Below are 22,733 nucleotides of genomic sequence, written 5' to 3'. Positions count from 1 at the left end.
CACTAGCTATCTGGGGACCGCATGGAACGAGGCCCAGCATGGCCGAGCCGACGAACCGAGTTCTGATACTGGGCAGCGCCCCGGGCGCAGTGGCCGCGCAGCAGTGGCCGCGCGCGACATTTACGCACATCGTTGCCATCAACAATGCCTGGCGTATCCGGCCGGATTGGGACGTGTTGATCCATCCTGAGGATTTCCCGGCCCAACGACGACCAGACAGGATCCGTGACCATCAGCGGGTTGTGACGGCCAGGGATTACGTTCCTGTTCAGAACGGCTTCGGCGGTTTCGTCTATGCCGGTGGTACGATGGCGTTCACTGCGGGGTATTGGGCGCTTGCGGTGACTCGCCCTGCGGTTCTGGCCTATTTCGGTTGTGACATGATCTATCCTGGAACCGGTAATACGCATTTCTACGGGACCGGTACGGCTGATCCGTTGCGTGCGGATGTCACCCTGCGGTCGCTCGAGGCGAAGTCAGCGCGTCTGGCGATGTTCGGCGCGGCACAGGGGTGCCGGGTCGTCAGGCTATCGCATGGGGACAGTCGGTTACTGTTCCCGTCTGTGGGATTGGGCAACCTGACAGACGCCGGTTTGCCCGCTACCGATGCGATGGAAGGGGTTCTGAATGCGGAACAGGAGCTGGGATATATCGTCCCGTCGGGCCGGTATTGGGAGGTTGCGGAAAGATTCGATACCACGGAACTTGATGCGTTGGATCAGCTTTGGTTAGAGGCTTACCGTCATTCCACTCGGGAAATCATGGGGGATCAGGTGGCGAAACTCACCCAAGCCCAGACCATCGCAATATAGGTCAGGTTGTGCATAAACTGGTCCAGCCCTGCTGCACGCCAGAACGCTGCCTGCGTTGGTGACAGCTGTTTCTTGTCCGAATAGCTGGCTTTGGCAAAGTCGATATTGAAATGCACGATCCATTCCAGTGCGGCAATGATCAGGATGAAAGACCACGGCGCCCCGAACAGTAGAAAAACAATAACGGATCCGACAACATGCACGCCAGCATGCTGCGCACGGCCCCAGTGTAAATACACACCGCGACCGGACAACATTTTCGGAGTCTGGAGGAAATAGTCCGCAAACATATGTTTGATCTGCAATAAGCAGAGCATCAATAACACTGCGCCTATGCTGGCATTCAAATTGCTCCTCCCGATATCGTCCTGAAGCGAATCTTAGGGGCTAAACCGTTGCGGTGCAAATGAACTTGTTCACACATGGCGGAGATATGACCAAACTGGAAACCATTTGCGTCACGGGCCACGATTGCTGTAAATTCAGAGTGTTTGATTTGCGGTACTTTCTTCAGGATCGGTTCAATGATTCAGAATAGGGGCGGGTTCCATAGAACGTTCGATTTTCCGGTTTATTTGGAAGTATTCCAAACGCGATCAGCTTGTCCTGCTGGCCGTGACCTCTACGCTGTTTCCGTTGTTGTACCTGACGCTGGAACTGCCCAAACGCATCATCAACGATGCGATCGGTGCGGCCAGCCCTGTGGTGAATGTTCTTGGTTATGACCTGCCGCAGACCACGTTCCTGATCATCCTGTGCGGGGCGTTCTTGCTGGCTGTGCTGTGCCACGGCGTAATGAAGATGCGCATCAACACTATGAAAGGGGTGCTCAGCGAACGGATGCTGCGCCGCTTCCGGTATCAGTTGATCAATCGAGCCCTGCGCTTTCCTCAACCCTATTTCGAGCGGGTTAGCCAGGGCGAGATGGTTTCGATGATCACTGCGGAAAGCGAGCCGATGGGCGGGCTGATGGGCGATGCGATCAGCCAACCGGTGCTGCAGGCCGGTCAGATGATCACGATCCTGTCTTTCCTGTTTCTGCAAAGCGTCTGGTTCGGCCTGGCGGCCGTGTCGTTGATTCCGTTGCAGGCCTGGCTGATCCCCAAGCTGCAGCGGCAGATCAATCTGCTGAACAAGAAGCGCATTCAGGAAGTCCGTGTTCTGGCCGCACAGATCGGTGAGAACGCCGCCGGGGCCTCGACCCTACGCGGCAATGGTGGCTGGCGCTATCGTCGGGCGATGATCTCGGAGCAGCTGGGGCGACTGTTCGGTATTCGGTTCGAGATCTACCAGAAGAAATTCTTCATGAAGTTCATCAACAACTTCATCTCGCAGCTGACGCCCTTCATGTTCTACTTGGTTGGCGGCCTTCTGGTGCTGCAGGGCTCAGTCTCGCTGGGGGCGCTGGTGGCTGCGCTGGCGGCGTACAAAGACCTGAGCTCGCCGTGGAAGGAGCTGCTGACGTATTACAACCAGACGCAGGACATGTCGCTGCGTTGGGATGTGGTGATCGAACGGTTTGCTCCACCCGGCATGCCCGATGAAAAGCTGTTTGAGGGCGAGCCCGAATCCCGTCCGCGCTTGAAGGGCGATATCGTGCTGGATCGTGTTTCGGTTCGGGATATGGATGGCAATCAGGTGCTGGATGATCTGAACCTCACCTTTGCGGGTCAGCAAACAATCGGCATTGCCGCCCCCAGCGAAGAAGACAGGCGCGCAGTGGCCGAATTGCTGACACGGGAAATCCTGCCCAGCTCGGGGCGGGTAGAAGTGGGCGGCGAAAACCTGGCGACCCTGCACCAAAGCGTCGTGGCCGCACGCATTGGCTATGCCTCGTCGCGCCCGGTCTTGTTTCAGGGCACGTTGGGGGACAACGTCATGATGCCGATGCGTCAGAGGCCGCTGACGACCCAATTCGATGACCCCGACTTTGCCGAGACACAGCGCGCAGGTAACAGCGCCGACCCTTTCCGGTCAGACTGGCTGGATCCATCCTTGGCCGGATTGGACAGTCCCGAGGCGTTGCGGGACTGGTGGCTGCATCTGATCGACGGACTGGGGTCGGGGGCCGCTTTGTTCCAGCGCGGGTCGGATCAGGTATTCGACGCCGCTGAACACCCGGAGCTGGCGCAGAAACTGGTCGAGCTGCGCCCGCTCGTGCAACAGGCCGTGCAGGCAGCCGGGTTGGATCAACAGGCGCTGGTCTTCGACTGGTGCACGTATAATTCAGCATTGCCGGTCGCGGAAAATCTGCTGTTCGCTACCCCGAGGGTTCCGGTTACGCAGGACCTGCTGGCCCGCCAGACCGTTTTCCTTGGCCAACTGCGCGATTTGGGGCTGGACAAAACGCTGGTCAGACTGACCCAGGACGTGATCGAGATGCTGCGCCAGATTTTTGGTCTGGATGGAACGGATCATCCGTTGTTCCGCAAACTTGGTCTGGAAGCCAAGACTTATGAGACTGCGCTTGAGCTCGTCGAGAAAACCCGTAGCGAGGGTGTGTCGGGGCTGGATGACGAAAAGCTGGCGAACCTTTTGGCGGTACCGTTCGTGATCTCGGCCGAGCAAATCGGGCCCGCCTTTACGGATGAGCTAAAAAACCGCATCCTGGAACTGCGCCATAGTCATTCTGAAAAGCTGTTGGAGCGGTTGCAGGATGTCTTTTTACCACTGCACAAAGACGCTTTTGCCCCCGGTTTGACGGTGATGGAGAATGCCCTGTTCGGCAAAGTCAGCCAGATTGGCGGCGGACGCTCGGACGAGGCGCGCAAGCTGATTGTCGATGTGCTGGACGAAAACGGTGCGCGCCCGCTGGTGGTGGAACTGATCTATGACGTGCCGGTTGCGATCGGCGGCCAGAACCTGCCCGCTGTTTTTGCCGAGCCGCTGGCCTTTACCCGTGCGACGATCAAGAAACCCGACATTCTGATCCTGGAAAACGCACTTGCCAGCTATGACATGGCGACCCAGGTCGCCGTTTACAAGAACCTGCGCGAGTTGCTGCCGGATACAACCGTAATCTATCTGAATGACCATTTTGAGAACCCGGACAAGTTCGACATGTATGTCGAAATCCGTCAGGGTCGGGTGGTGACGGATGAAGGGGATGCCATGGTGGAAGAGGATAGTGCCGCCTCGGCCGATCTTGCACGCAAGCTGCGCGCGTTGGAGCAGGCACCGCTGTTTTCCGGTCTCGACCGCAGACAGCTGCGCCTGCTGGCCTTTGGTGCGCGCTGGTACAATGCCAAACCGGGTGAGGTTGTGTTCCTGAAGGACGACCAGCCCACTGACGGCGCCTATGTGGTGCTTGAGGGTGAGGCTGGGCTGTACCTGCCGCAGATGGAAGGCCCTGATCAACTGATTACCAAGGTCGGGCCGGGGGCGCTGGTGGGTGAACTGGGGCTTATTCGAAAGGAACCCCGCGCCCTGAGCATGATTGCCGAGACCGAGCTCTCATGTTTGCGGATCGGTGAGGAAGAATTCCTGGCCGTAGTCGAAAATGACGCCGCGACCGCCTTCAAACTGTTGCAGGTGATTGCGGGTTATATCTCGAACTAACCATTCGGATTGCAGAACAGGTCGTAGAGCAACCTGATGACCCGCACCGTGTCACCGTCCTGGAGCGAGTAATAGATTGTCTTGCCATCCCTGCGGGTTGAGACCAGCCGTTCCTGACGCAGACGGGCCAGCATCTGGCTGACGGCGGCCTGCCGGATTTGCAATAGGTCCTCAAGCTCACCGACAGATTTTTCGCCCTCGCCCAGGTGACACAGGATCATCAGCCGCCCCTCATGGGCCAGTGTTTTTAGAAAAGCCGCAGCCCGCGCGGCGTTTTCCTGCATGTCCTCGAGGGTTTCGGGGTGAGCGCTTGTGGTATCGTGGGCTTTGATGGTCACGCGCGGCCTGTTTGGATTTTGGGTGCTGGCAATATGCCCCAAATCGGGTTTGCTTGTCACCCCTCGGTCGCTGGTGCACCGCCCTGAAAGGCGTTTCCGTTGACATAATCGCAAGGCTCTTCCTGCATTTGCAGATGCAGGCCATCGCCGGTGTAGGGATGCGCGCGCGCGAGGTCCTCATCCACCTCGATTCCAAGACCGGGCGCGGTTGGGGCAGTCACAAAGCCCTCATCCACGCGCAGCGTACCGTTGATCAATTGATCGTGGAACGGGGTTTCGATGGTTTCCAGCAGCAGAAGGTTCGGGATCGATGCAGCGAGATGGATATTGGCGGCCCATTCGACCGGCCCTGCGTAAAGATGCGGGGCCATCTGAGCGTTGAACACCTCGGCCATGGCGGCGACTTTCTTCATCTCCCATATGCCTCCGGCACGGCCCAACGCGGGTTGCAGGATTTCCGCGGCCCCTGCGCGCAGGACGGCCCCGAACTCGGCTTTGGTGGTCATGCGTTCTCCGGTCGCGACGGGGATGCGGACGTTGCGGGCGACGCGGGCCATGTCTTCGATCATGTCGGGCGGGGTGGGTTCCTCGAACCACAGCGGAGAGTACGGCTCCAACGCCTGACCCAACCGGATGGCGCCCGCTGTGTTGAACTGGCCGTGCGTGCCGAACAGCAGGTCGGCCTTGTCGCCCACCGCCTCACGGATCGCTTTGCAGAAGGCGACCGACATTGAGATATCGGACATCGCAGGCATGTGCCCACCACGAATGGTGTAGGGGCCCGCGGGATCGAACTTCACCGCCGTGAACCCGCGCCGCACCATCTCTGCCGCGCAATCCCCAGCCTGTTTGGGCGAGGTCCAGAAATCGGTCAGGTTATGCTGCGGCAGGGGGTAGAGGTAGGTGTAGGCGCGGATACGCTCGTTCATCAACCCGCCCAGCAGGGCGTAGACCGGGCGGTCGCGATCTTTACCCAGAATATCCCAACAGGCGATCTCAAGCCCCGAAAACGCGCCCATGACGGTCAGGTCCGGGCGTTGGGTAAAGCCACTGGAATAGGCGCGGCGGAACATCAGCTCGATATTCTCGGGGTTTTCGCCCAGCATATGTCGTTCAAACACGTCGCGGATGACGTGGCGCATCGCCTCGGGGCCGACGGACGAGGCATAACACTCACCCCAACCGGTGATCCCGGTATCGGTGGTAACTTTTACCAGTATCCAATAGCGCCCGCCCCAGCCCGGTGCGGGTGGCGCAGTGACGATGATGTCTAGGTCTTGCAGTTTCATCCGCCTCTACCCCCTATCGAACAGGATCACGTTACGCTTGGCCGATCCGGTCTTGGTGTCCTCGATCGCCTCGTTGATTTGGTCCAGAGCCCAGCGGCCCGAAATCAACTCGTCCAGTTTCAGCCGCCCCTGTTCGTACAGATCGATCATCCACGGGATATCGCGCTGTATGACCACATCGCCCATTTTCGAGCCGACAAGCCCCTGACCCAGCGCTGCCAGAACAACGGGTTCATAGCTGGACATTTGGCCGGAATGAGGCATTCCTATCATGATCGCTTTGCCGCCAGGGCCCAGGTAACGCGGGGCCTGATCATAGGCCGGGATCGCACCAACGGTAATCAGAACCGCATCCGCACCACGCCCGCCCAACGCCTTGTGGGCGGCTTTCCACGGCTGTTCTTGGCCAGCCAGAACACCATGTGTCGCGCCGAATTCCTTGGCGATCTCAAGCTTCTCTTCGGTCATATCGACGGCCACGATCCGCCGTGCCCCGGCGATATGCGCGCCCTGAATCGCATTCAGTCCGACGCCGCCCGCACCGATGACAACCACATCCTGACCGGGGCGGAGCTTGGCGGCGTTCACCGCAGCACCGACGCCGGTGATTACCCCGCAAGACAACAGGCTGGCCACGTCTTTTGGCATTGCGTCAGGGATCTTCACGATCTGCCGATGGCTGATCACCACTTTCTCGGCAAAAGCACCGCAGGCCATTGCCTGATCCAAGGCGCCGCCTTCTGCTGTGCGCAGCGGACCGTTGACTGAGTCATAAGGTGTTTCGCATATCGTCGGTTGACCTCCCGCGCAGGACGGGCAGGACCCGCAGGCCCGGATCAGCGTGACGACGACCGCATCACCCACCTGAAACCCACCGGCCGCGTCACCGGTTGCAGTGATCACGCCTGAGGCCTCGTGCCCGTAGACGGCCGGCAGGTGTCCGCCCCACGCCCCGCTGGCGTAAGTAATGTCCGAATGGCAGATCGCCACCGCATCCAGCGTCACCTCGACCTCTCCGGTGCCGGGCGGCGCGATCTGGATGTCTTCGATGACCAAAGGCTTGTTGAACGCCCGGCAGACGGCGGCTTTGATGGTTTGCATTCTTGTCCCTCACTCCCTTTGGTCCACGGTGGCGCGGGAAAATGACCGCTGCAAGACGGAAACCGTCATTCATGTGTCGTTGTTACGCTGTGGCAGGGCGCGCGCGCAGAAAAAGCGCGAACCCGAAGATCATCAACAGCATCGCCAAAAGGAATGGTGCCCCGGGCAGATAAAGTGCCGCATCGGCCTGCGCGAACTGCGCGAACACGCTGGTCATCACCATAGGTGAGATCACCATCGACAGCGCGTTCAGAGAAGAAAGCACCCCCTGCAGCTCACCCTGCTGAGAGTCCGGCGTGGCACGGGATGTCAGGGCCTGAAGGGCGGGGGTGACAACCGCCCCAAGCGCGGTGACTGGGATCAGCATCAACGCGATGAACCCGTTGGTCAGGAAAGCCAGCAGCAGGAAACTGGCGATCTCGAACCCCATACCGTAGATGATCGTGACCCGCTCACCCAGATATCGGGTTGCGGGGCGGATCAGGCCGCCCTGAACGGCTGCCATCCCTATCCCGTAGACACCCAGTGACAGGCCGATCATCTGCGGTGACCAGCCGAAGCGTTCTGTTGTGAAATAGGCCCAGATCGCGGGATAGACGTAGATCGACACCGAATAGAGGAAGTAAACCCACAGCATCGGGCGGATGCCCGGCAGCGAGGCGATTGCCCGCAAGGAGTTCACCGGATTGGCGCGGCGCAGGCTGAAGGCCCTGCGGGTATTATTGGTGACCGTTTCGGGCATCACCAGCAAACCTGTCAAAAAGGTTAGGGCCGATAGGCCGGCAGCGGCCCAGAAGGGTGCGCGCGTGCCATATTCGCTCAACAGTCCTCCGATCACCGGGCCGAGTACGAACCCGATGCCAAATGCTGCGCCCAGCAGGCCGAAATTCGCAGCTTTTTCATGGGGTTTTGACACATCAGCCATGAAGGCTGCAGCCGTAGCATGAGTCGCGGCCGTAATGCCCCCAATGATGCGCCCGGCCAATAACAGCCAGATGCTGCCCGCAATCGCCATCACCACGTAGTCCAGCGACATGATGAACAAAGATACCAACAGCACCGCGCGTCGCCCATATGCGTCGGACAGATTGCCCAGAATCGGCCCGAACAGGAACTGCATAGCGGCGAAAGCGGTGCTGAGGATCCCACCCCAAATCGCTGCATCGGCCAGGGTGCCGCCCTGAACCTCGACTATCAGGTCTGGCATGATCGGCAACACCAGACCGATGCCCATGGCGTCGATCATGACCGTACCGAGAACGAAGAGAAAAGGCAGACGCATGGCACCCATTCGCGAGTTTCACCCGGACCCTATCACGCTTGGTTAACCTGTGAAGTGCCTGTTACGCTTGGTTATGTTGCAGGCAGCTTCTGTTCTAGATCGTCCAGAATTTCGGCCAGATGGCGGGGATGCGAGAAGAACGGAGAATGAGAGCTTTCAATCGTCGCGCGCAGCTCCTCGGGGGCGATGTGGCCCATCACTTCTTCATATTCCGTCGGGATTGTATGGTCGTCCGTGGCGCGAATATAGGCCTTGGGGACGCGTGCGAAATTCTCGGACAACGACAGCCGGGTTTCTTGCGGTGCAATCGCCTGCGGGCACAGACGCGCGAATGCAAACGGTACGATCTCTGGCGGGCAATCGTGGTATAAAAGGTCGTGCACTTTTTCTGGTCTGACCGTGTAGGACAGGCCGTCGGTGGATTTCTCAACCGCATCGACGATCAATTGACGTGGGGCCCGGCGGCGCATTTCAACCATGGAAAGACCATCCTGCGGGACATAGGCGCACAGATAGATCAGAGCACGCATGGCCTTGGGGTCAGCTTCGGCAGCTGCGCTGATCGGATAACCGCCCCAGGAATGGCCGACGATCACTGTCTGCGGGGTCGAGGCCGACAGCACCGCATCCCTGCAGCCATCCAGCGTGACATCGGAAATCGGCGTCGGGTCTGAGCCGTGGCTGGGCATGTCGATGGCGCGTGCCGAATGGCCCAGAGCCTCAAGCGCGGGGATCAGATCTCGCCAGCACCAAGCGCCGTGACAGGACCCATGGACCAACAGAAAATCCGCCATTGTCACGCTCCTTCAAATATGTCCGATATCTGCGAGGAAGTCCCGCAGCAGGGCCGCGTATTCCGCCGGTTGTTCGACGCAGGGCAGATGGCCGGCCCGGCGCATCAGTTCGAATCTGGAGCCGGGGATCAATTCGATCGTCTCGCGGACCAGATCCGGCGGTGTAGAACCATCCTCGCTGCCCGCAATCCCCAGTGTGGGCAGGCGCAGGCCGCCGGTGGGGGTGTAGAAATCCGTGCCTGAAATCGCGGCGCAACAGCCCAGATACCCGTCGACCGGCTGCCGCACCATCATGTTTCGCCACAGCAGATGATCGGGCGAGGCGCGGAATTTCTTCGAAAACCATCGCTCCATCGTTGCATCGGCCAGCGCTTCGATACCGCCCTGACGCACCGCATCCATCCGATCCTGCCAGATCGAGGGGATGCCGATCTTGGCGGCGGTGTTTGACAGCACCAGTGCACGGATCTGATCTAACCGCTTCACCGCCAAGCCCTGAGCGATCAGCCCGCCGACGGAGAGGCCGACAAAAACGCAATCCCGCACATTCAGATGATCCAACAGCGCCTCGGCATCGCGTATCAGTGCACCCATGGAATAGGGGGCCGGGGGCTGCGACGACAGCCCGTGCCCGCGCTTGTCATAGCGGATGATCCGCAGGCCCTTGGGCAGGTGGGGCAGTACGGCGTCCCAAAGGCGCAGATCGGTGCCCAGTGAGTTGGCAAAAACGATCGGCGCACCCTCCGGGTCACCATCGACCCGGTAGTGCAACTGCACTTCGCCAATATCCAAGATTTGCATGACACAATCCCCGCCGTCATACGTTAAGACATTACTGTGACCCAATCATTGATCCATGTCAGGTCAGGAATTCCAGTGCTTTTCCAAATACTTCGGGGTCCGCATTTCCCCCTGATGCCACAACGATCACCGCATCGCCATCGATTTCATCACGGCGAAACAGGGACGAGGCCAACGACACCGCACCGCCCGGTTCCAGCACCAGCTTCAGACGCAGGAATGCCTGCGCCATGGCCCGCATCGCTTCTTCTTCGGTGACCGACAGGCCCGGCCCGCACAGGCGGTTCAGGATCGGAAAGGTGATCTGCCCCGGCTGCGGCGTCAGGATCGCGTCACAGATATTCCCCGAAGCCGCGCTGTTGTTCTGAATTTGTCCTGTCGCCAGCGAACGTTTGACGTCATCAAAACCCTCGGGCTCACAGGGGCGGGCGCGCAGGCCGGGCGCGTGCCCCTCCAGCGCCAAAGCGATCCCCGAGGTCAATCCGCCGCCTCCGCAGCAGACCAGCACGTCGGCTTGTTCAACACCCATCTCTGCGGCTTGTCGGGCAAGCTCCAGGCCGGTGGTGCCCTGACCTGCAATCACCTGCGGCTCATCATAGGGGCGGATCAGGGTCAGGCCGCGCTCTGCGGCCAGTGCTTCACCAATTTCTTCGCGGCTCTCGTTGGCGCGGTCGTACAGAACCACCTCAGCCCCCAGCGCGCGGGTGTTGTTGATCTTCAGCAGTGGCGCGTCTGAGGGCATGATGATTACCGACGAAATCCCATGCTGTGCGGCGGCATAGGCCACGCCCTGCGCATGGTTGCCCGAGGAATAGGCGATCACGCCGCGCTGCCGGTCGGTTTCATCCAACGCCGAGATCGCGGACCACGCGCCGCGAAACTTGAAGCTGCCTGTATGTTGCAGGCATTCGGGCTTCACCAGCACCCGGCGCCCCGCCAATTCGTCCAGAAAGGGCGAACTCAGCAGGGGTGTTTCCCGGACGTGGCCCTTCAGCCGCGCGGCGGCGGCTTCGATCATTTCCAGCGTGCTCATGCGGCGTCCACTACCTTGCGGATAAGGTCGAGTGATTGCGGTTCATCCAGAAACGGAACATGCCCGCGATCCGGAACTTCTACTGAGATAAGACCGGGATGGCGTTTGTGCATTTCGGTCAGCGTGTCTTTGCCGAGCACATCTGAATTCGAGCCTCGAATGACCCCGGTCGGGATGTCGTGCAGCGCCTCGAAGAACATCCACATATCCGGGATAGCCCCGGCAGCGGCCTGATCCAGCAGGGCCTTGCGCAAGGCGGGATCATAGCGCAGGGCCAGCCCGTCCTCGGTTTGCTCGTATTGAATCTCGGCCTGCTGTCGCCACCGGTCGAGCGGGACGCCGGGGAACTGCGGCTCCATCACCTGCTGCAGGGTTTGAGCGGCTTCGTCATAGGTTTTCGCAATCGGCTGTCGGCCGACATAATCCATTATCTTGGCCATGCCCGAGGTCTCGATCACGGGGCCCACATCCGTCAGAACAACAGCAGCCAAGCGTTCAGGATGGCTGGCCGCCAGAGCCATCGCGATCAGACCGCCGCGCGAGGTGCCCAGTACAGCCACGCGATCCAGCCCCAGATGATCCAGCAACTCGATCGCGTCATGGGACTCGCGCAGAACATTGTAGTTCATGAAGTCCGGGTCGAACGCCGACTGCCCGCGCCCTCGGTAATCCATCGTGATCATGCGCAGATCGGTGATATGCGGCGCGAGGAACGAGAAATCCCGGCTGTTGCGGGTCAGCCCGGCTAGGCACAATACCGGAGTCCCGGACCCGGTGTCAGTATAGTAGAGGCGCCTGTCATCGGAAGTTGTGAAGAAAGCCATTAAAGTCCAGCCAGTTGAGGGATCGTCGTCAGGTCGGACAGTACATGCGCTGGTGTCCATGGCAAGCGGTCCATTGGTTCTTTTGCCCGATTGACCCAGGCGGTCACGAAACCATAGCCACTGGCACCCGCAGCGTCCCAACCGTTCGAGCTGACAAACAGCACCTCATCGCGTTCACCGCCAAACTTTTGCTGCACCAGGTCATAAACGCTGGAATGGGGTTTGAAGACACCAACGCTTTCGACCGACAGCACGTCGTCCAGCACATCGCCAATCCCAGCCGATTGAACCGCGCCATCCAGCATGGGCAGCGACCCGTTGGACAGGATCGCGGTGTTCAGTCCTCCGACTTTCAGATCTGCGAGCATTTGGGGAACCTCAGGGTAGGCCTGCAATTCCCAATACAGGTCCAACAGACGCTGACGCAGAGTTGGGTCTCCGTCCAGCGCCGTGGCCTCGAGCGCCCAGTCCAGCCCGTCTTGCGTCACATCCCAAAAATCGGCGTGGGCGTCAGTGATCGCGCGCAACCAGGTGTATTGCAATTGTTTCAGCCGCCAGTGATTGGCCAGCTCGGGCCATTTCTGCTGCAATTTTTCGAACCCGGGTTCAGCGGCGGCCTGGCGTGCTGCGGCGGCGACGTCGAACAGCGTTCCATAGGCGTCAAATACGCATGTGGTGATTGGCATCAGAACCCCTCCCTCAGTCGCGCGCAGGGTGGCACAAGAGTTGCAAACACAAAAGGGGGAAGGGTTTACAATGACGTGTCACACCCTAGGCTTGACCGCTTATTCCCTTAACGGCCGGAGGCCACCAATGACCGAGATCAAGCAAGGCGACACAGTTCGCATCCATTACACAGGCACACTGTTGGACGGCAACGTCTTCGACAGTTCCGAAGGGCGCGATCCGCTGGAGTTCGTGGTAGGGTCAGACCAGATCATTCCCGGGCTGGACACGGCGATGCCCGGTCTGACCGTGGGTGAGAAAAAGCGGGTCGAGATCGCTTGCGTGGATGCCTATGGCCCGATCAATCCTGCAGCGCGCCAGCAAATCCCGCGCGAAGGCATCCCGGACGATATCCCGCTGGAACCCGGCACCCAGCTGCAAATGCAAACGCCCGATGGGCAGGCCGTGCCAGTGACGGTGGTGGATTCTGACGAGGCAACCGTAACGCTGGACGCAAACCACCCGCTGGCCGGTCAGGACCTGATATTCGATATTGAGGTCGTCTCAATCAACTGACCGCAGCGTGTCAGTGCGTTGGATCAGCCTGAAATCAGGCTGGTCCAGGATGTAAATGCTGCGCGTACATCTGCTTGTGTAAAGAACACAAACAGCATCAGCAGCATGGTTAAGGCCAGCAACGCGATACGACCGCGTTGTCCCAGAAACCCCTGTTTGCGCCGGGATGCCCGAGTGGTGTTCGAGAGGATATGTTCTGCTTTGCTCATGTCGCTATCCGTGCCCGCAAAAGATGGTGAAATCTTGGCGCGGGCAGGGAAAGATCGGGTCACATGTGATCGGGCTGCGGCATACCCAGAACGTGGAAGCCTCCGTCGACGCGAATGACCTCGCCCGACGTGCAGGCACCAGCATCAGAAGCCAGGTAAACGGCGGTGCCGCCGACGGCCTCCAAGGTAGCGTTCGAGCGCATCGGTGCGTTCTGATCGCAGAACTTGTAGGTCTTGCGTGCGCCGCCGATGGCTGCGCCCGCCAGCGTTTTCATCGGGCCGGGCGAGATGGCGTTGACGCGGATACCTTCGGGGCCAAGGTCGTTTGCCAGATAGCGTGTAGCCGATTCCAGCGCAGCCTTCGCCACACCCATGACGTTGTAGTTCGGAACAACCCGGTTCGACCCCTGGTAGGTCAGCGTCAGCAGCGTGCCGCCATTGTCCTTCATCAGCGGATAGGCGCGGCGCGCAACCTCGATAAAGGAATAGGCCGAGACATCCATCGAGTGTTTGAAGTTCGCCCGAGAGGTGTTCAGGAACCGGCCGGTCAGTTCGGACTTGTCCGAAAAGGCGATGGCATGGACCACGAAGTCAATCGTCGGCCAGCGCGCGCCCAATTCGCTGAACGCGCGGTCCAGCGACTCGTCATCGGTGACATCGGCATCCACCATGAAGTCGCTGCCAAGGCTTTGGGCCAGCGGCTCCAGCCGTTTGCCGAATGCCTCACCCTGATAGGTGAAAGCCAGTTCCGCGCCGGCTTCGTGCATGGCTTTGGCAATTCCCCACGCGATCGAGCGGTCATTGGCCACGCCCATAATCAGGCCGCGTTTGCCCTTGAGAAGTTCCGACATCTTGTTCACCCGTTATACTTTGACAGAACCATGGACCCGTTTGTGCCGCCAAAGCCGAAGCTGTTGGTCATGACACTGTCCAGACCTGCGTTTTCAACCACTTGAGTTGCAATTTCACCGGGCAGGATGCCTTCGGCAAGTGTGTCGACATTGATCGACGGAGTAATAAAGTCATTGTCCAGCATCAGCAGACAAAAGATAGCTTCGAGCGCGCCGGCTGCGCCCTGCGCGTGGCCAGTCATCGACTTGGTCGAAGAAATCGGCGGCACGTTGCCTTCACCGAAGATGCGGCGCACAGCTTCGACCTCGCCAACGTCTCCGACCGGGGTCGAGGTGCCGTGGGCGTTGATGTAATCGACCTTGCGGCCTTCGGGTACGGTTGCCAGCGCCAGACGCATCGCACGCTCGCCGCCTTCTCCCGAGGGGGCCACCATGTCGTGTCCGTCCGAGGTGGCGGCATAGCCGGTGACCTCGGCATAGATTTTGGCGCCGCGCGCCAGCGCGTGGTCCAGATCCTCCAGCACGACGATACCGCCGCCGCCCGAGATCACGAACCCGTCGCGATCCTGATCAAACGCGCGCGAGGCTTTTTCCGGCGCGTCGTTGTATTTCGAGGACATCGCGCCCATCGCGTCGAACAGGCAGGACAGGGTCCAGTCCAGTTCCTCGCCGCCGCCGGCAAACATTACGTCCTGCTTGCCCAGCATGATCTGCTCTGCCGCATTGCCGATACAGTGCAGCGAGGTCGAGCAGGCCGAGGTGATCGAGTAGTTGATGCCCTTGATCTTGAACGCGGTCGCCAGGTTCGCGGAAATCGTCGAGCACATGCATTTCGGAACCGCAAATGGCCCGATCCGTTTGGTTGCGCCGGTTTTCAGCACAGTTTGATGCGCTGTCAGCATCGCACTGGTCGACGGACCACCAGACCCGGCAACCAGACCGGTGCGCGGGTTTACGACCTGCTCTTCGGTTAGGCCAGAATCGGCGATCGCCTGGCTCATCGCGATATGGGCATAGGCGGCACCGGGTCCCATGAAGCGCAGGGTACGCTTGTCCACATGCTGGGACACGTCAATCTTGAGCGATCCCGCGATCTGACTGCGAAAGCCATGTTCGACCATCTGTTCATTGGCCTCGATGCCGGACTTGCCGGCCTTCAACGAGGCCAGAACCTCTTCGGCATTGTTCCCGATAGAGGAGACGACCCCCAGACCGGTGACAACTACTCGACGCATGTGCGTGCTCCTTATTTAAGGCCGGTCCGGCTTAGGCTTCGGACAGAACGACTTTCATGTCTTTGACGTCGTAAATCATTTCGCCGTCCGCTTCGACGATACCATCCGCCACACCCATGGTCAGGCGGCGGGTCTGGATCGCCTTTTTGAAATCGATTTTATAAGTCAGCATCTTGCGGTCCGGGCGCACCATGCCGGTCAGCTTTACTTCACCCACGCCCACGGCCATGCCGCGACCCTGCCAGCCGCGCCAGCCCAGGTTGAAGCCGGTCAGCTGCCACAGACCGTCCAGTCCAAGACAACCGGGCATGATCGGGTTGCCGGGGAAATGGCAGTCAAAGAACCACAGGTCCGGGGTGATATCGAACTCGGCCAAAACGTGACCTTTTCCATGCGCGCCGCCATCGGCCGAGATATCGGTGATCCGATCCATCATCAGCATCGGCGGGGCAGGCAATTGCGCATTGCCGGGGCCGAATAATTCGCCTCGGGCGCATTTCAGCAGATCGTCCTTGTCAAAGCTGCTCGGGAATTGGGCCATTCTGCCGCCTCTCCTGCCAGGGGTCCGTTTCTTTAATCTGGCCTCACCTAGCACCCGTATGCAAGGTCCTGCAAGAGCGGTCGCCCACATCATGTTGTGTTCAGGACATTCTTTGCGAATGAATTTCATTTGAAATTACCTGACCTGAGCACTTATATATATGTCAGCAACAAACGGGTTTCGGATTCATGACACCTCAAAGCCAGAGCAGAGCCACGAATTGGTTGGTCGACGCGGGATTGCGTCCGACACGTCAGCGCATGGCTCTGGCCGAACTTTTGGTCGGCGACGGCCGTCATCGCCACGTCACGGCGGAAAGCCTGTTTGAATCTGCAAAAACGAACGGTGATGCCGTATCCCTTGCGACTGTCTACAACACCCTGCGCGCGTTTTGCGAGGCTGGTGTCTTGCAGGAAATCACGGTGGACGGGTCGAAAAGCTATTTCGACACAAACACTCACGATCATCCCCATTTCTACTGGGAAGACGAGAGCCGCCTGAGCGATGCGCCCTCAGACCAGCTGGTAATTCAGCGCCTGCCCGAGGCCCCCGAAGGCGTTGAGATCGCCTCGGTCGATGTCGTGATCCGTCTGCGAAAAAAGTAACCTCACGTCACGATTTCATTTAACGCACGCTCCGCTATCGCAACTGGCGCGTCGGTGGGTCCTGTGCCATGTCGGGCCAGCACCACGGGTTCGGCTGCGAACGGATCCGAGACAGGCAGGCTCAGCAGCGGCATTCCGTCATAGCTGATGTCAGCGGGTGGATTGGCATAGCTGATCGCGACTCCTTCGCCATGTGCCGCAAGGCTGCGCTGAATCTCCAAGGAGGCCGCGCGGTGTGCCACCATTGGGCTTTCTCCGATCTGACGAAACAGTCCCAGCACATGCTGGGCGGACAACCCTTCCTCGGAAAGGATCAGCGGGTGAGCGGCCAGATCCTTCAGGGAAACTTGGCTGTTTGTGGCCAAAGGGTGATCCAGCGACGAAAGTGCGCGCGGAGAGCTGGTGAACAAGGTGTGTCGAGTGAACGTCGCATCCATGCTGAGCCCATAGGTCAGCGCGAGGTCGATCCGCCCGTCGATCAGGCCGGAAATCAGGCCCTCGAAACTGTCCACCCGGTAGGACACCGCCACATCCGGCATCTCGGCGCGCAACTGTCGCAGGGCGCGGGCCAGCAGAAACGGGGCCAAATCGACGAAACAGCCCAGCCGCAAGCGCGCCTTGCCCGCGCTGCTTTCGGCAGCGTTTTCCAACCGGGTGGCGCTGGCAAGCAGCACCTCGGCCTCTTCAATGAAGCTGCGCCCTTGCGGGGTCAACGCCATCGCTGCTCCGCGCCGACGGGCGAACAGGGAATAGCCCAGTTGGTCCTCGACCCGTGTCAGTGCGTTGGACAGCGCCGGTTGCGAGACATTCAGGTGTAACGCGGCGGCGGACAGGCTGCCATGCCGTCCGATGGCGCAGACATATTCGTATTGGCGCAGCGAGATATATAACATGAAGTTAAGTGTATCTTTGAAAGATATGACTTGAACAGAGGGCTTTCCCATGTCCACATCACCCAACCCCACGGTACGGAGATAGACATGACGCACCCTCTGGTCACGCAAGAGAAGATCGACACCTATCAGCAGGACGGCGTTGTCCTGATCAAAGGGCTGTTTGCCGACCATGTCGAGGCCCTGCGCGCAGGCGTCGCCGCCAACATGGCCGAACCGGGGCCTTACGCGTCGGACAACAAGAAGCAAGGCGAAACCGGCCTGTTCTTTGACGATTACTGCAACTGGTCGCGGATTAATCAGTTTCGCGAGGTGATCGAAAACTCTCCGGCGGCCGAGGTCGCGGCGGACCTGATGCAATCGCAGACCGTTCAAATGTTCCACGACCACGTTCTGGTCAAGGAACCGGGCACCTCGATGGCGACCCCGTGGCATCAGGACGGGCCGTATTACTTTGTCGAAGGGCAGCAGACGATCAGCTTCTGGTCGCCGCTGGACCCGGTGAAACAGGCAACGCTGCGCTGCGTGGCGGGCTCGCACCGGTGGGAGAAAGAGGTTCTGCCAACCCGCTGGGTGTCGGAGGAGGGGTTTTTCCCGGACGAAGGCCAGTACATCCCAGTCCCCGACCCGGATGCCGAAGGTATGAAGGTTGTGGAATTCGAGATGGAGCCGGGCGACGCGGTGGCATTCAACTACCGCACGCTGCACGGCGCGCGCGGGAATCACTCCGACAGCCGCCGCAGGGCGTTTTCATTGCGTTTGGTCGGCGATGATGCGCGGTATGTGGAACGTCCGGGCCGGACATCTCCACCGTTTCTGGGGCATGACATGACCCCCGGCCAGCGCCTGCGCGAAGATTGGTTCCCGGTGCTGCTGCAGCGCTAGTCGCGGCTCAGAACCACTGGCCTGATTCGATCAGGCCAAGGTCGAGCAATTGACCAGAGGTCCACTGGAACGGCACTGAGTTGCGCCAGCAAAAACTCGGGATGTCGAAGGTCGATCCGGCGTTGGTTTTCAACGCTTTGGCCGCCCGGAATGAGCATACGGCAGCCGTCATATTGTGATGCCACGGGCAGGAATAGGTGTTGTATTCCGGGTCGTTGAACGTGTGATCGGGGCGCAGTTCCAGACCCTTGCGGGATTTGAACAGGGCGATCCGGTCGATACGGCGGCGTTCATAGGGAATGTGATCCTCAAACCGCCAGCGCAGGCCGCCCGACATGTCCAACTGCCGCTCGACCGGGTGGCCTTCGGCGTCGTGGCGGGTGTGGGCGTAATAGCCCGTGCCGTCCAGCATCGCGCGGTCCGGGGCGACTCCGTTCGGAAAGGCATCCAAATCATCGGCATAGAGGTCGATGACATGGCTCAGCATCGCGTCACGGCGTTCTTCGGCGTGAAAGGCCAGCAATTCGCCCACCGTTCGCGTCTCGCAAAACGGAAAGAACAGGTATTCGGCGTTATAGCAGTAATACATCCAAATGCCGGGCGCGGCCTGTATGATTTTGTTGATGGTGTCGAACACGATCGCGCCGGGCACGCAGGTTAGCGTTACGCGGTGAATGCGTTCGGACAACTCCGGGTCCAGCGCAAAATCCTGCGGCATGAAGGCGATCACGGATTTGAACCCCAGGTGCAGATGATGCCGGATCGTGCTGTCGATCTCGACCGTGTCCTCGGCAAAGATCAGGGCGACCGGGCCTTTGGCCAGCGCCGATTTGCCTGAGTTCAGGAAAACGTCGAGTGAATCGTATTGCATTACCTGTCCGGTTCCACTTTGCTGGAATCTTCGGTCAAAATCGGGTATCCGCCCCGGCATTGCAAGCGGCGTTCGTAGGGTATAGATGACGCCGATCCCGCGAACGCAAAGGCCATACCCATGTCAGAACCCAAAAAGCTGTACATCAAAACCTATGGTTGCCAGATGAACGTCTATGACAGCGAGCGCATGTCCGAGACGTTGGGCGGGCAGGGCTACGTGGAAACGCAAAGCCCCGATGATGCGGATATGATTTTGCTCAACACCTGCCATATCCGGGAAAAGGCTGCCGAAAAGGTCTATTCCGAGCTTGGCCGGTTCAAGGGATTGAAAGCGGAAAAGCCCGATCTGAAGATCGGCGTGGCGGGATGTGTTGCGCAGGCCGAAGGCGAAGAAATCATGCGTCGTCAGCCTTTGGTCGATCTGGTTGTGGGCCCACAAAGCTATCACCGCCTGCCCGAGATGGAGGCAAAGACCCGCACTGGCGCCAAGGCGCTGGACACGGACTTCCCCGAAGAAGACAAGTTCGAGAAACTGAAGAACCGCCCCAAGGCCAAGCGTGGCCCGACAGCGTTTCTGACCGTGCAAGAAGGCTGCGACAAATTCTGCGCCTTCTGTGTGGTGCCCTATACCCGTGGTGCCGAAGTCAGCCGCCCGGCGGATCGCATTATCCGTGAAGCCCAAGATCTGGTGGAGCGCGGCGTGCGCGAGATCACTCTGCTGGGTCAGAACGTGAACGCCTATCATGGCTCGGGTCCGAACGGCGACATGACGCTGGCCGGTCTGATCTGGGAGTTGAACAAAGTCGACGGGCTGGAGCGCATCCGCTTTACCACCTCGCACCCCAATGACATGGCCGATGACCTGATCGAGGCGCATGGAACCTGCGAAAAGCTGATGCCGTATCTTCACTTGCCGGTGCAGTCGGGATCGGACAAAATCCTCAAACGGATGAACCGCAGCCACACGGCGGAAAGCTATCTGCGTCTGGTCGAGCGTATCCGTGCGGCGCGGTCCGATATCGTCATGTCCGGTGACTTCATCGTCGGCTTTCCCGAGGAAACCGAAGAAGATTTCCAAGCAACGATGGATTTGGTCGAAGAAGTCAAATACGGCTATGCCTATTCCTTCAAATACTCGACCCGCCCCGGTACGCCCGCGGCTGAGCGGCCTCAGGTCGATCCGCAGGCGGCGGATGACCGTTTGCAACGTCTGCAGGCCCTGATCACGCAGCATCAGCGGGAAATTCAGGATGCAATGGTTGGGCGAAGGGTTAGCGTTCTGTTCGAAAAATCCGGTCGCTTGCCCGGGCAAATGGTTGGAAAATCCGAATATCTGCACTCGGTTCATGTGTCTGATGCAGACGTCGCCGTCGGAGAGCTTAGGGATGTTCAGATCACCGGTTCGGGGACAAATTCGCTGGCGGGGGCAATGATCTGACCTGATCGACTGGTGCTGTCATAATGCCATAGTCAGCACTTGTTTCAATTTTTAACCCTTGATTCACAACCGTGAACTATGTTCCGAGAAGGGCCAGATTTTTTAGGGTCCAGCGCTCTGCGCTCCTGAAAATCCAGTTCTGTACCGGTCCGGTTTTCGGGTTGGGACGATGGAGGTAACGAGTGGAAATTCGAACACGTTTCTTTGGACCAAGCCGTCGGGTTGTTTTCTCGTCAGCGCTGGTGCTTTCCCTTCTATCCAGCGCAACTGTTGCGGGCAATCTGGAGCAGGGTGTGACTGACCCTCCGGTCGTCAGCCCGAAACGTTTCGGCAGCGATGTCAGCGCCTTCTACCTGGGCCTTAGCGGTGGATATGCAACGGGCGGCACGGACCGGTTTGGCCTGACGACCCCGGGCGGTACGTTCGAAATTGGAGAACTCGACCTGAACGGCAACTACGGTGGTGTCCGGGGTGGCTGGCGTGGCGTTCTGCCGGCCATCGGGGGACGCGACTATGTCTACGGGTTCGAACTCGGGTATGATTTTGGCACGCTCGATGACGACGCCATGACGGATATTGGCAGCGTTGCAATCACTGGATCGTCCGAGGTCTCGGACATCCTTTCGATTCGGTTTCGCAATGGTCTGACCAACAAAAGCGGCACGGTATTGTATTTCGTAACGGTAGGATACGTGCAGGGTGACGTGAAAACCACCAGCAGCCTGACTTCCGGCGTCACGACGCAACCATTCGAAGAAAGTGATACTCGGAACGGTTTTTCGGCAAGTATCGGTGCCGAGCACAACCTGAGCGAGAACTGGTCGATTACGGGTGAATACGAATACGTGCAGTTCGACTCGCGCCGGGTCGAATTCAGCAATGGTTTTTCGACGAAATCCACTCCGCGTTACCGCGGTTTGAGATTTGGGTTGAACTACACGTTTTGACCAAGCTCTCAACTAATGGCGATATCGCTTGGGCTACTATTCGGCGGTTTTGCCATCCGTTTTGGAAAATTTAAAACTGTGGCTTGCGCCCACCGAGAGTTGTTGTCTACGCTCGGGGTGAAACGCCAAGACAGGAGAACGGATTGGCCATCGGTGCCCTTACCCCACCGCAAGATGACATGCCCCAAAGTGAGGCGTTTGTTGAATTCCCTGACAATCGGTTGTTGATTGATTTGTGCGGTGAGTATGACCGCAACCTGACCGAAATCGAAAATAAGCTGTCCGTCCAGATTGTCCGACGCGGCAACCAGTTGGTTGTCATGGGCGATGAGGATTCGCAGAAGCAGGCGATTGAGGTGCTGCAGGCGCTTTATACCCGTCTTGAAGGCGGTCGCGATGTTGAGGCTGCCGACGTGGACCGCGAGCTTCGGATGGGCAGCTCCGAGACAGGAACCGGCAGCCGCGATGGCGACCAGCTTGAGATGTTCAAGGGCGGTACGGTCGAAATCAAAACCCGCAAAAAACTGGTCGAGCCACGCACGGACGCGCAGAAGGCCTATGTCCAGTCGCTGTTCAACAACGAACTGGCCTTTGGAATTGGTCCTGCCGGCACTGGTAAGACCTATCTGGCCGTGGCCGTTGGTGTGTCGATGTTTATCGGCGGGCATGTGGACCGGATCATTCTCAGCCGTCCCGCCGTCGAGGCTGGTGAAAAGCTGGGTTATCTGCCGGGTGACATGAAGGACAAGGTCGACCCTTACATGCAGCCGCTCTATGATGCGCTGAACGACTTCCTGCCCGGCAAGCAGCTGGCCAAGCTGATTGAAGAGAAGCGAATCGAAATCGCGCCGCTGGCTTTCATGCGCGGGCGGACGCTGGCCAACGCCTTTGTTGTCCTGGACGAGGCGCAAAACGCCACCACCATGCAGATGAAGATGTTCCTGACCCGACTGGGTGAGGGCAGCCGCATGGTCATCACCGGTGACCGCTCTCAGGTCGACTTGCCGCGCGGGGTTCAGTCTGGGTTGGCCGATGCCGAGCGTTTGCTGAAGACGATCCCGAATATCAGCTTCAACTATTTTACCTCGAAGGACGTCGTAAGGCACCCGCTTGTCGCCGCCATTATCGAAGCGTATGAGGCCGACTCGGGCCGTGAGACGGGCTAATCGTCCGCGGCCGCAG

At 59.3% G+C, this 22,733-nt stretch carries 24 protein-coding genes; 8 read left to right on the top strand and 16 right to left on the bottom strand.

All coding sequences use genetic code 11. The annotated features are described in order from the left end of the window. Positions 1-38: 38 nt before the first annotated feature. Complete coding sequence (locus tag ACR1XY_RS12620) at positions 39-812, top strand: hypothetical protein (protein WP_480593758.1); 774 nt, start codon at positions 39-41, stop codon at positions 810-812. On the opposite strand, the gene ACR1XY_RS12615 is transcribed toward ACR1XY_RS12620, so the two are convergent. Further along, positions 770-1,102, bottom strand: coding sequence for a DUF3307 domain-containing protein (locus tag ACR1XY_RS12615; RefSeq protein ID WP_480593757.1), 333 nt, complete (start codon positions 1,100-1,102; stop codon positions 770-772). The two genes, ACR1XY_RS12620 and ACR1XY_RS12615, sit on opposite strands and share 43 nt — an antisense overlap. 244 nt (positions 1,103-1,346) lie before the next feature. On the opposite strand from ACR1XY_RS12615, the gene ACR1XY_RS12610 reads away from it, so the two are divergent. Beyond that, complete coding sequence (locus ACR1XY_RS12610) at positions 1,347-4,370, top strand: ABC transporter transmembrane domain-containing protein (protein ID WP_480593800.1); 3,024 nt, start codon at positions 1,347-1,349, stop codon at positions 4,368-4,370. Here the strand turns inward: ACR1XY_RS12610 and ACR1XY_RS12605 are convergent. The 9 genes from ACR1XY_RS12605 to ACR1XY_RS12565 form a co-directional block, all read right to left on the bottom strand. Continuing rightward, positions 4,367-4,654 carry an ArsR/SmtB family transcription factor gene (locus tag ACR1XY_RS12605; RefSeq protein WP_480593799.1) on the bottom strand — a complete coding sequence of 96 codons (288 nt, stop codon included), beginning with the start codon at positions 4,652-4,654 and terminating at the stop codon, positions 4,367-4,369. The genes ACR1XY_RS12610 and ACR1XY_RS12605 overlap by 4 nt on opposite strands. A 110-nt stretch (positions 4,655-4,764) precedes the next feature. Continuing rightward, complete coding sequence (locus ACR1XY_RS12600; protein ID WP_480593756.1) at positions 4,765-5,997, bottom strand: mandelate racemase/muconate lactonizing enzyme family protein; 1,233 nt, start codon at positions 5,995-5,997, stop codon at positions 4,765-4,767. A gap of 6 nt (positions 5,998-6,003) precedes the next feature. After that, positions 6,004-7,098, bottom strand: a complete 1,095-nt coding sequence (locus ACR1XY_RS12595) for a Zn-dependent alcohol dehydrogenase (RefSeq protein ID WP_480593754.1) — start codon at positions 7,096-7,098, stop codon at positions 6,004-6,006. An 82-nt stretch (positions 7,099-7,180) separates the two neighbouring features. After that, positions 7,181-8,380, bottom strand: a complete 1,200-nt coding sequence (locus tag ACR1XY_RS12590; protein WP_480593752.1) for a TCR/Tet family MFS transporter — start codon at positions 8,378-8,380, stop codon at positions 7,181-7,183. A gap of 71 nt (positions 8,381-8,451) precedes the next feature. Continuing rightward, positions 8,452-9,174 carry an alpha/beta fold hydrolase gene (locus ACR1XY_RS12585; RefSeq protein WP_480593750.1) on the bottom strand — a complete coding sequence of 241 codons (723 nt, stop codon included), beginning with the start codon at positions 9,172-9,174 and terminating at the stop codon, positions 8,452-8,454. 12 nt (positions 9,175-9,186) lie between these two features. Further along, positions 9,187-9,975 carry a 3-oxoadipate enol-lactonase gene (pcaD, locus tag ACR1XY_RS12580; protein ID WP_480593748.1) on the bottom strand — a complete coding sequence of 263 codons (789 nt, stop codon included), beginning with the start codon at positions 9,973-9,975 and terminating at the stop codon, positions 9,187-9,189. 58 nt (positions 9,976-10,033) lie between these two features. Beyond that, the gene (locus tag ACR1XY_RS12575) at positions 10,034-11,008 is read right to left on the bottom strand and encodes a threonine ammonia-lyase (RefSeq protein ID WP_480593745.1); all 975 of its coding nucleotides are present in this window, start codon (positions 11,006-11,008) and stop codon (positions 10,034-10,036) included. Further along, complete coding sequence (locus ACR1XY_RS12570; RefSeq protein ID WP_480593743.1) at positions 11,005-11,832, bottom strand: alpha/beta fold hydrolase; 828 nt, start codon at positions 11,830-11,832, stop codon at positions 11,005-11,007. The genes ACR1XY_RS12575 and ACR1XY_RS12570 overlap by 4 nt, the downstream gene beginning before the upstream one ends. Then, positions 11,832-12,518 carry a haloacid dehalogenase type II gene (locus tag ACR1XY_RS12565; RefSeq protein ID WP_480593741.1) on the bottom strand — a complete coding sequence of 229 codons (687 nt, stop codon included), beginning with the start codon at positions 12,516-12,518 and terminating at the stop codon, positions 11,832-11,834. The genes ACR1XY_RS12570 and ACR1XY_RS12565 overlap by 1 nt, the downstream gene beginning before the upstream one ends. A 127-nt stretch (positions 12,519-12,645) precedes the next feature. Here ACR1XY_RS12565 and ACR1XY_RS12560 point away from each other — a divergent pair, with 127 nt between their 5' ends. Beyond that, on the top strand, positions 12,646-13,074 hold the full coding sequence (locus ACR1XY_RS12560) for an FKBP-type peptidyl-prolyl cis-trans isomerase (protein ID WP_480593738.1): 429 nt from the start codon (positions 12,646-12,648) through the stop codon (positions 13,072-13,074). A 23-nt stretch (positions 13,075-13,097) separates the two neighbouring features. Here ACR1XY_RS12560 and ACR1XY_RS12555 read toward each other — a convergent pair whose 3' ends face one another. From ACR1XY_RS12555 to fabA, 4 genes are read right to left on the bottom strand one after another with little or no spacing between them, the layout of a single operon-like run. Further along, positions 13,098-13,283, bottom strand: coding sequence for a hypothetical protein (locus ACR1XY_RS12555; protein WP_480593736.1), 186 nt, complete (start codon positions 13,281-13,283; stop codon positions 13,098-13,100). Positions 13,284-13,342: 59 nt separating this feature from the next. After that, positions 13,343-14,134 carry an enoyl-ACP reductase FabI gene (locus ACR1XY_RS12550; RefSeq protein WP_480593734.1) on the bottom strand — a complete coding sequence of 264 codons (792 nt, stop codon included), beginning with the start codon at positions 14,132-14,134 and terminating at the stop codon, positions 13,343-13,345. Between the two features lie 5 nt (positions 14,135-14,139). Further along, positions 14,140-15,369 (bottom strand): beta-ketoacyl-ACP synthase I, encoded by a 1,230-nt coding sequence (gene fabB, locus ACR1XY_RS12545; protein WP_480593732.1) that lies wholly within the window; start codon positions 15,367-15,369, stop codon positions 14,140-14,142. A gap of 31 nt (positions 15,370-15,400) precedes the next feature. Beyond that, positions 15,401-15,910: a bifunctional 3-hydroxydecanoyl-ACP dehydratase/trans-2-decenoyl-ACP isomerase gene (gene fabA, locus ACR1XY_RS12540; protein ID WP_170326986.1), complete on the bottom strand. Its 510-nt coding sequence runs from the start codon at positions 15,908-15,910 to the stop codon at positions 15,401-15,403. Between the two features lie 188 nt (positions 15,911-16,098). On the opposite strand from fabA, the gene irrA reads away from it, so the two are divergent. Then, entirely contained in the window at positions 16,099-16,515 is a 417-nt protein-coding gene (gene irrA / locus ACR1XY_RS12535; protein WP_480593730.1) for an iron response transcriptional regulator IrrA, read from the top strand. Between the two features lie 2 nt (positions 16,516-16,517). Here irrA and ACR1XY_RS12530 read toward each other — a convergent pair whose 3' ends face one another. Beyond that, the gene (locus tag ACR1XY_RS12530; protein WP_480593725.1) at positions 16,518-17,408 is read right to left on the bottom strand and encodes a LysR family transcriptional regulator; all 891 of its coding nucleotides are present in this window, start codon (positions 17,406-17,408) and stop codon (positions 16,518-16,520) included. Between the two features lie 87 nt (positions 17,409-17,495). Between ACR1XY_RS12530 and ACR1XY_RS12525 the strand changes: the two genes are divergently transcribed. After that, positions 17,496-18,293 carry a phytanoyl-CoA dioxygenase family protein gene (locus ACR1XY_RS12525; protein WP_480593723.1) on the top strand — a complete coding sequence of 266 codons (798 nt, stop codon included), beginning with the start codon at positions 17,496-17,498 and terminating at the stop codon, positions 18,291-18,293. 7 nt (positions 18,294-18,300) lie between these two features. On the opposite strand, the gene ACR1XY_RS12520 is transcribed toward ACR1XY_RS12525, so the two are convergent. Continuing rightward, positions 18,301-19,164, bottom strand: a complete 864-nt coding sequence (locus ACR1XY_RS12520; protein ID WP_480593719.1) for a hypothetical protein — start codon at positions 19,162-19,164, stop codon at positions 18,301-18,303. Positions 19,165-19,284: 120 nt separating this feature from the next. Between ACR1XY_RS12520 and miaB the strand changes: the two genes are divergently transcribed. The 3 genes from miaB to ACR1XY_RS12505 all read left to right on the top strand — a co-directional run bounded on the left by miaB (position 19,285) and on the right by ACR1XY_RS12505 (position 22,717). Continuing rightward, on the top strand, positions 19,285-20,604 hold the full coding sequence (miaB, locus tag ACR1XY_RS12515; RefSeq protein ID WP_480593718.1) for a tRNA (N6-isopentenyl adenosine(37)-C2)-methylthiotransferase MiaB: 1,320 nt from the start codon (positions 19,285-19,287) through the stop codon (positions 20,602-20,604). A 182-nt stretch (positions 20,605-20,786) separates the two neighbouring features. After that, positions 20,787-21,551, top strand: coding sequence for an outer membrane protein (locus ACR1XY_RS12510; protein WP_480593716.1), 765 nt, complete (start codon positions 20,787-20,789; stop codon positions 21,549-21,551). Between the two features lie 143 nt (positions 21,552-21,694). Next, positions 21,695-22,717, top strand: a complete 1,023-nt coding sequence (locus tag ACR1XY_RS12505) for a PhoH family protein (protein ID WP_480593715.1) — start codon at positions 21,695-21,697, stop codon at positions 22,715-22,717. The last annotated feature ends 16 nt before the right edge of the window (positions 22,718-22,733 follow it).

It is taken from the genome of Ruegeria sp. AD11(2025) (assembly GCF_056542405.1).
The sequence above is the reverse complement of the archived record's forward strand: the minus strand, read 5'-3'. Positions and strand labels throughout refer to the sequence as shown.

Coding starts and splice junctions, on each gene's coding strand:
- ACR1XY_RS12595 (WP_480593754.1), bottom strand. CDS start 7,098: ATGCAAACCATCAAAGCCGCCGTCTGCCGGGCGTTCAACAAGCCTTTG.
- ACR1XY_RS12590 (WP_480593752.1), bottom strand. CDS start 8,380: ATGCGTCTGCCTTTTCTCTTCGTTCTCGGTACGGTCATGATCGACGCC.
- ACR1XY_RS12605 (WP_480593799.1), bottom strand. CDS start 4,654: ATGCAGGAAAACGCCGCGCGGGCTGCGGCTTTTCTAAAAACACTGGCC.
- ACR1XY_RS12550 (WP_480593734.1), bottom strand. CDS start 14,134: ATGTCGGAACTTCTCAAGGGCAAACGCGGCCTGATTATGGGCGTGGCC.
- ACR1XY_RS12620 (WP_480593758.1), top strand. CDS start 39: ATGGCCGAGCCGACGAACCGAGTTCTGATACTGGGCAGCGCCCCGGGC.
- ACR1XY_RS12555 (WP_480593736.1), bottom strand. CDS start 13,283: ATGAGCAAAGCAGAACATATCCTCTCGAACACCACTCGGGCATCCCGG.
- ACR1XY_RS12560 (WP_480593738.1), top strand. CDS start 12,646: ATGACCGAGATCAAGCAAGGCGACACAGTTCGCATCCATTACACAGGC.
- irrA (WP_480593730.1), top strand. CDS start 16,099: ATGACACCTCAAAGCCAGAGCAGAGCCACGAATTGGTTGGTCGACGCG.
- fabB (WP_480593732.1), bottom strand. CDS start 15,369: ATGCGTCGAGTAGTTGTCACCGGTCTGGGGGTCGTCTCCTCTATCGGG.
- pcaD (WP_480593748.1), bottom strand. CDS start 9,975: ATGCAAATCTTGGATATTGGCGAAGTGCAGTTGCACTACCGGGTCGAT.
- ACR1XY_RS12570 (WP_480593743.1), bottom strand. CDS start 11,832: ATGGCTTTCTTCACAACTTCCGATGACAGGCGCCTCTACTATACTGAC.
- ACR1XY_RS12530 (WP_480593725.1), bottom strand. CDS start 17,408: ATGTTATATATCTCGCTGCGCCAATACGAATATGTCTGCGCCATCGGA.
- ACR1XY_RS12575 (WP_480593745.1), bottom strand. CDS start 11,008: ATGAGCACGCTGGAAATGATCGAAGCCGCCGCCGCGCGGCTGAAGGGC.
- ACR1XY_RS12525 (WP_480593723.1), top strand. CDS start 17,496: ATGACGCACCCTCTGGTCACGCAAGAGAAGATCGACACCTATCAGCAG.
- ACR1XY_RS12520 (WP_480593719.1), bottom strand. CDS start 19,164: ATGCAATACGATTCACTCGACGTTTTCCTGAACTCAGGCAAATCGGCG.
- ACR1XY_RS12585 (WP_480593750.1), bottom strand. CDS start 9,174: ATGGCGGATTTTCTGTTGGTCCATGGGTCCTGTCACGGCGCTTGGTGC.
- ACR1XY_RS12615 (WP_480593757.1), bottom strand. CDS start 1,102: ATGTTTGCGGACTATTTCCTCCAGACTCCGAAAATGTTGTCCGGTCGC.
- fabA (WP_170326986.1), bottom strand. CDS start 15,910: ATGGCCCAATTCCCGAGCAGCTTTGACAAGGACGATCTGCTGAAATGC.
- miaB (WP_480593718.1), top strand. CDS start 19,285: ATGTCAGAACCCAAAAAGCTGTACATCAAAACCTATGGTTGCCAGATG.
- ACR1XY_RS12565 (WP_480593741.1), bottom strand. CDS start 12,518: ATGCCAATCACCACATGCGTATTTGACGCCTATGGAACGCTGTTCGAC.
- ACR1XY_RS12600 (WP_480593756.1), bottom strand. CDS start 5,997: ATGAAACTGCAAGACCTAGACATCATCGTCACTGCGCCACCCGCACCG.